1 protein-coding gene is annotated in these 1139 nt (G+C 62.3%); it reads left to right on the forward strand.

The annotated features are described in order from the left end of the window. The coding region (locus YA0848_RS36870) for a DUF6531 domain-containing protein (protein WP_232925251.1) at positions 1–1139 on the forward strand (1139 nt) is incomplete at both ends.

Genomic DNA, 1139 nt, shown 5'->3' on the forward strand with positions numbered 1-1139 from the left:
CACGCCACCGCGCTTGAGCGTAGCGCCATGCAGGGCATGGCGTTTTCAAGTGGTTTGGCCAAGGCGCTGTACAACCTGTGGGACAACGTCACGCAGTTGTATGAGCTGCTATCGGACCTCAAGGCCCACAGCGAAAAGCTCTTGGCCTACATCTCCCAGGCCGAACTCGATGCGCTGCTGGCACTCGGCAGCGACGCGATTGCCCAGGGTTTGCTGGTGCTCAGCGATGAGCCGCTGCTGTTCATTTACTTGGCAGCCATGGTCAGTTGGATGCGCCTGCTACCGCCGCCCGAGATGTACGAACTGGTTGGCGAACTGACCGGGGAAGTGCTGATCAATCTGCTGCTGATCTGGGCCACAGCAGGCATGGGCGTGGCACTGCGCCTGGGTGCTCAGACGCTCAGCAGCATCAAATCCGCGCGGGCGCGAGCGTTGTTGGCGTTGCTCGCCAAGCACCTCAAGGGACCCAGGCTGGAACCCCATGTCGCAGAGGCCAGGCCATTGCTGCTGGGCAGCGCGGCGACGCCGATCAAGACAGTCCCGGTTGCGCCGTTGCAGGCTGGGGAGCAGGTGGTTACGAACGCGGTGCCGGCGGTTCGTCGCAAGGCTCAGCGAACGGTGTTGGTGCGGCAGGAGCCTGTGGATGACGTGCCCGTTTCGGGGAAAAACCCGAACGGCGATGCGGCGGCTTCTGCGGATAAAACCGTCACTAACGGCTGCCCCGTGTCGATGGTCACCGGCGAGGAATTGCTGACCCTGACTGATGGTGTTCTGGATGGGCTTTTGCCGTTCGAGTGGACGCGCCTGTATCGCACCAGTGCGGTGGAAGTCGATGTAGGGCTAGGGGTTGGCTGGAGCCATGGGCTGGCGCAGCGGCTGCTGGTTTCAGGCGATTCGGTGGTCTGGACCGACCATGAAAATCGCTCTATCTCGTTTCCAATGCCCACCGTTGCGCGACCGGCAATCACCAATAGCCTGGCCGAAGCAGCGATCTATCTGGGCGCTTCGCCGGATGAGCTGGTGCTGGCCCAGGCATCGCGGTTCTACCACTTTCGCGACGGTGTGCTGACGGCGATCAGCGATGCGTATGACAACCGCCTGCGAATTTTCCGCGACGTGCTCGGGCGTATCGAGCGGGT

Source organism: Pseudomonas sp. S4_EA_1b (assembly GCF_016307435.1).
GTDB classification, from domain to species: Bacteria; Pseudomonadota; Gammaproteobacteria; order Pseudomonadales; family Pseudomonadaceae; genus Aquipseudomonas; species Aquipseudomonas rhodesiae.